Source organism: Paenibacillus sp. 01L418 (assembly GCF_056400045.1).
The window spans coordinates 1-4,850 of record NZ_JBFTSN010000456.1; the positions used below are offsets into that span (position 1 = coordinate 1).

Below are 4,850 nucleotides of genomic sequence, written 5' to 3' on the forward strand. Positions count from 1 at the left end.
GGGCTTGCCTATATAGGTAGGTAATGCCTTATAGGATATAACTGCTTCTGCTTCCATTTCTGCTCTGGCATTTAATCCGCGAGCCAGTACCTTGAGCTCATAATCGCCTGCTGCAGGGGGAAGAAAGGTATATTGATGATGTCTGCTAAACTCGTTTAACGGCATCCWATCTCCTTTTTTTTCACGAGCAAAAAAACGATATTCCGCAGAATGGTCAGCACGAGCCGATACCGTAACCGCAGCATCAGACGGACCTGTGCTTTCACTTTCTAAATGGAGTGCAACACGGGTAACATTGCCGTCAGAGCCTCCAATTAATTGAATATAGTCAATAGCAATCCAGCCCCAGCTATTTGAAATATCAAAAGTATGCTTCCCTGCGTTCAAATCATATTGTCCGATCAAAGCATCCTTCCATACAGCCGTATCCTTAAATGTATATTCAGCAAGCCGTTCTCCATCTAATGCTATAAAATTCGGCTTATCTCCTCCTGCTGTTTTATACCGAATTAAAATCATATAAGTGCCTTCAGCTTCAATATCCATCAGAAATCTCAGATTGTCGCCGCTCGTATCAAAGCCCTCCACGAATTTACCGCCTGATGCACTGTCATCCTCTGAGCTGGTTAATCCAGTCAGTTCTCCATCCTCTGCCTCTAACGTAAGTGTAGTTCCCAATATCCTTTGTTTCTCCCCAGATGCAGCCAATGTCTCCACTGGCAATTCAGTTGGAACAATCCATTCATTTTTAGTTGTTTCTGTATCTGCTTGCTTCATCACAATCACTCCAATTAAAAAAACGATAATAATACCCAATAGTATGAGCCACTTGCTGATACGGTTTCGTATGGCCTGCTTATTATGCATCTTCCATCCAACCTTCTACTTATTTACTCTGCATGCTGCAAATAATCATTTCAGACAAGGAAAAGGGCTGGAATCCAGCCCTCCCCCTATCCTATGAGTACCTATCCATTTCGTTATTGCAGCACAACACTGTCTACATAAACCGAAGTTGATCCGCTTGAGTTAGTAGGTGAAATGAACTGAACGCCTACTTCACGCACATCACCCAAATTGGCTACTCCAGATAAGCTCAGTGAAATCGTAGATGCCCCCGATGAATTGATGTTTACCGTTCCTGAGTCATACCAAGTGTAAGCGGAGCCCGTCTTAATAAACAGCTTCGCCTGCAGGCCGCTGCCAAAGCTTCCCCATGCAGCATGCTTTACTTTAACAGAAACAGAAGATTTTCCGCTGAAATTATTAGCACCCGCATATTGCAAATAAAATTGACCGCCGCCTAACGTAATGTCTGCTTTGAGCGAGCTGCTGCCGCTTGCCGCCCATTCCGTTACAGACCAAGGTCCGCCAGCAACGTTTGATGCCGTCCAGCCTTGTGCATTTCCGCCTTCAAAATCGTACAAGGTAGAGCTGCTGCTGCTATTAAACACAGAAGCTTTTGTAGAAGTAGCCCAAATGCCATTTGTTCCGTTAATGACAAGATTGCCCCATGAAGTAAGCGTCTGCCAATCACTTGTCGTCATATCCAGCCACGAATTGGCCGAATCATTTCCTGTCCATGACCATGCCATATAACCAATGCCTTTCGCCTGACTTTGGTTCATCACCTCTTGTGCATTAACTTGACTTCCCAAGTTATTATTGCCGTTGTTGTAGTTATAGCCAAACTCGCCAACCATAACAGCCAACCCTAAATTTTTAATCGCTTGCAGCTCCGTGCCAATCCGAGAAGAATCATTCCATGAGCCGTACATATGAATGGAGAACATGACATTATGATCCGGATCATGAGTGAGGAGCGCGTTGCCGTATGCTTTGATTGGTGAAGAATTTTGTCCCCAGCCTGAGGCGTCAACAATAATCGTATTATGAATTCCAGCATTTCGAATGGTTGAAATAGCCGTCTTGTACGCATCGCGCCAAGCGGTATCCGCAAGATTCCCATCGCCCCATTCATTAGCGATATTAACGAGCACATACTTTTCATTGTTCGTCAAAATCGTTTTAACCGCGCTGCTGGCAAAATAACTAGCCATATTATTTAAAGCAGTTGCGCTGTTAGAGCCTGTTGCATCATGCAGTTCAACAATGGCAACCATGCCGAGCTGTTTGCAACGATCGATAATTTGCTGCAACCGCGATGCCGAACCGCTTGTCGTCCAGACGATTCTAACAGCGTTCACTTTTTTCGAGCTAATCGTGCTCAGAGCATCATACGCCTGCGTATCAAACCATGCGTGAGCGTTATTGACTCCTCGAATGACAAAGTTATTTCCGTTTGCATCCTTTAAATTGTTTCCGCTTACATAAAAACCGTTAGCCGCATGGGTTTGTTCAGTTGCAATAAAAGGCACAACCAAAGCTAGCATAAGCACAAGCATAAACGTCATTTTCAATCTCCTGATCATCATAATAACTAAATCCCTCCAACTGTTTTTTTGTTTTGCAGTCTCGGTTCTTAGTGTTTGATCTGGTTGCCTGTTACTTTAAAGACGTTGACATATTTATGAGAGCCTACCACCCCCTTTCATCATCTGCTGCTTTCTTCGTTTTCCTTAATCGAGAAACCGCATCAAATTAGAAACCATTTCAGCCGCTTGCTCACGGTTCACAACTGACTTTGCTAAAATGGAATCATTACTTTTCACCGCTGTACTTCCAATAAGCTTGGCGACGCGTTCCAACAATGCTGCCGCATCCTGCTTAGTCATGGCTTCGCGCGGACCAAAACTTCCGTTTTCTTTTCCTTTAATAAGCCCGAGCTTTTGAGCTGTTGAAACAGCCTTGGTATACCAGCCATCACTCGGAACGTCGTTAAATGTGTTGCTGGCGGTATCGTCATTCAAATCAAACGCTTGAATAATGATTTGAACAAACTCCGCTCTTGTCACAAGGTCAAGAGGCTTAAATAAACCATTGCCTTTTCCCTGTATGATTCCTCTTGCAGCCAAATAATCGATTGCATCCTGGCTTGCTGCGGATGAACCTTTATCCTTGAATGAAACATCTACTGCCGCAGCTGCATATTGACTGAATTGAGTGGGATGAAAAATAACTTTTTTTGTTGTTGCATCGTAATAGCTGTTTTTTACAACCTCAAGCTCGCCGTTTTCTTTGATGTGGTATGTCACGATCGTGTTTGGATTTGCGCCTGAGGTCAGTAAATAATTCAAAGCAACTTTTAAGGATGCTGCATGAAATGTTGTTATTTTCTTTCCGTCAAAGTCAAGATTCAGGTCATAAACCTGCGCGCCACCAAGCTTAGCTTTGGCAAGATCGCTCATTTGGGATGGATCGACAATAGAGAATGTGAACGTAATCGTTGCAGATGTTCCGCTTAAATGGCTTGATATTTCAGATAGTGAAATTGTAATCGCAGCATAACCGATATTCACTTCAATCCGCTCAAGACCTTTGTCTATAGCCTTAGCTATTTGCTCAGCTGGAATATTGACCTTTACCTCCTTAGCTCCTGCTGCTGGAGTCCCGGTAACAAGGATTGTACCCTTTTGAGCTTTGGCGACAGCTGCCTCAAATTCCGCGCTATTAAGCTGAATCGTTTGTTTGCCGCCAGGTCCCGCTGTAGGAGGCTGACTTGTGTCTGGATTAGATGGCGTAACGATGGGCTCAGACAAAGTGGTTACTTCAATCTGAKGACCGCCAACGCTCCAAACTCCATCTCGTGTAGCCGCTTCTACTTTAAACGTATATTTTGTACCAGCTGCTAGTCCGCTCACCTCATAGCTGCTGCTGGAGCCATTCACCGCATCCAGTTGAATACCGTCTTTATAGATCAAATAATTTATGATTTCCTGCTCGCTTGATGCACCGCTCCATGACAAGGTGGCGCTCGTTTGATTGACATTTGCTGCTTGTAACTCAGCATTGATCCACTCTGGCGCTTTCAAGCCATAGGTTGACAAGTTGCTCGGCAGCTCATCGAGCGTAATGACATATTCATGGTTGAAGACATGAGTAAGATGCTCGGCCGTATTATAAATACCGTTTCTAATAAAATCACCCGTCCATGTGCTGAACCAGCTCCAGTCTGCACCATATAAAGGCAGCAAATCAGGATCTGGAATCGTTCCTGTCTCCGGAAGCGAAACAAGCTTGCGATCCTTGACAACCTCTACTAGACGATCATATTTATTAATATTTGGGCTATAATCGCCTGCTTGGTTGTAAATGTCGGTGCTGATAATATCAACCACATCATCTCCTGGATACCAGTCGGATGACACGGAGTTCCACACCCAAATCAAATTGTTCAATTGATGCTCGTTTGTTAACCGCTCATACATCAATCGATATAGCTGCTTTGCGGACTCTGGTCCTTTGGCGCCCCACCAGAACCAGCCTCCCTCTGCCTCATGCAGCGGTCTCCATAGAACAGGAATATTAGCATCCTGAAGCCTCTTCAGCTGAATGGCAATCACATCAATGTCACTGAGCAGCAGCTTATACTCCTCTGAATCCGGATGACTAAGCGCATACTCAACATCAAACGTTGTGGAGTCGGTGTAGAAGGCTCTCCACCATTCTTTGCCCGGCACATCGATTAAACCGTTTGGCGAATTCCAATGCCAGCAAAGGGATACGATCCCGCCTCTTTCCGCCCACTCCATCATTTTTTCTGTTTCCTCTGACTTCGTTCCATGAGCTACCCGAGTAGGTGAATAGTCGATAAGGTCGAAGGAAACCATCGCTGGATGCTTACCGGTTTTTTCATAAATCCACTCCGCATCAGATAATTCCTGCTGGCCGGAAATGATGTTTTTGCCGTAGTTATCAACTAAATAATTCATGAGCGCACGCGCTTCCCT

The 4,850-nt window shown here is 44.7% G+C and carries 3 protein-coding genes; all 3 read right to left on the reverse strand.

Translation table 11 applies throughout. The features are described from left to right. A partial coding sequence (locus tag AC1DSE_RS30200; RefSeq protein ID WP_477528694.1) for a CBM35 domain-containing protein occupies positions 1-867 on the reverse strand: 867 nt, incomplete at its 3' end. A gap of 113 nt (positions 868-980) precedes the next feature. Continuing rightward, positions 981-2,414, reverse strand: coding sequence for a cellulase family glycosylhydrolase (locus tag AC1DSE_RS30205; protein ID WP_441881642.1), 1,434 nt, complete (start codon positions 2,412-2,414; stop codon positions 981-983). 165 nt (positions 2,415-2,579) lie between these two features. Next, a partial coding sequence (locus AC1DSE_RS30210; protein WP_477528695.1) for a glycosyl hydrolase occupies positions 2,580-4,850 on the reverse strand: 2,271 nt, incomplete at its 5' end.

Bases quoted from the DNA above. Each gene is read 5' to 3' on its own strand.
- AC1DSE_RS30205 (WP_441881642.1), bottom strand. From the start codon at position 2,414: ATGACGTTTATGCTTGTGCTTATGCTAGCTTTGGTTGTGCCTTTTATT.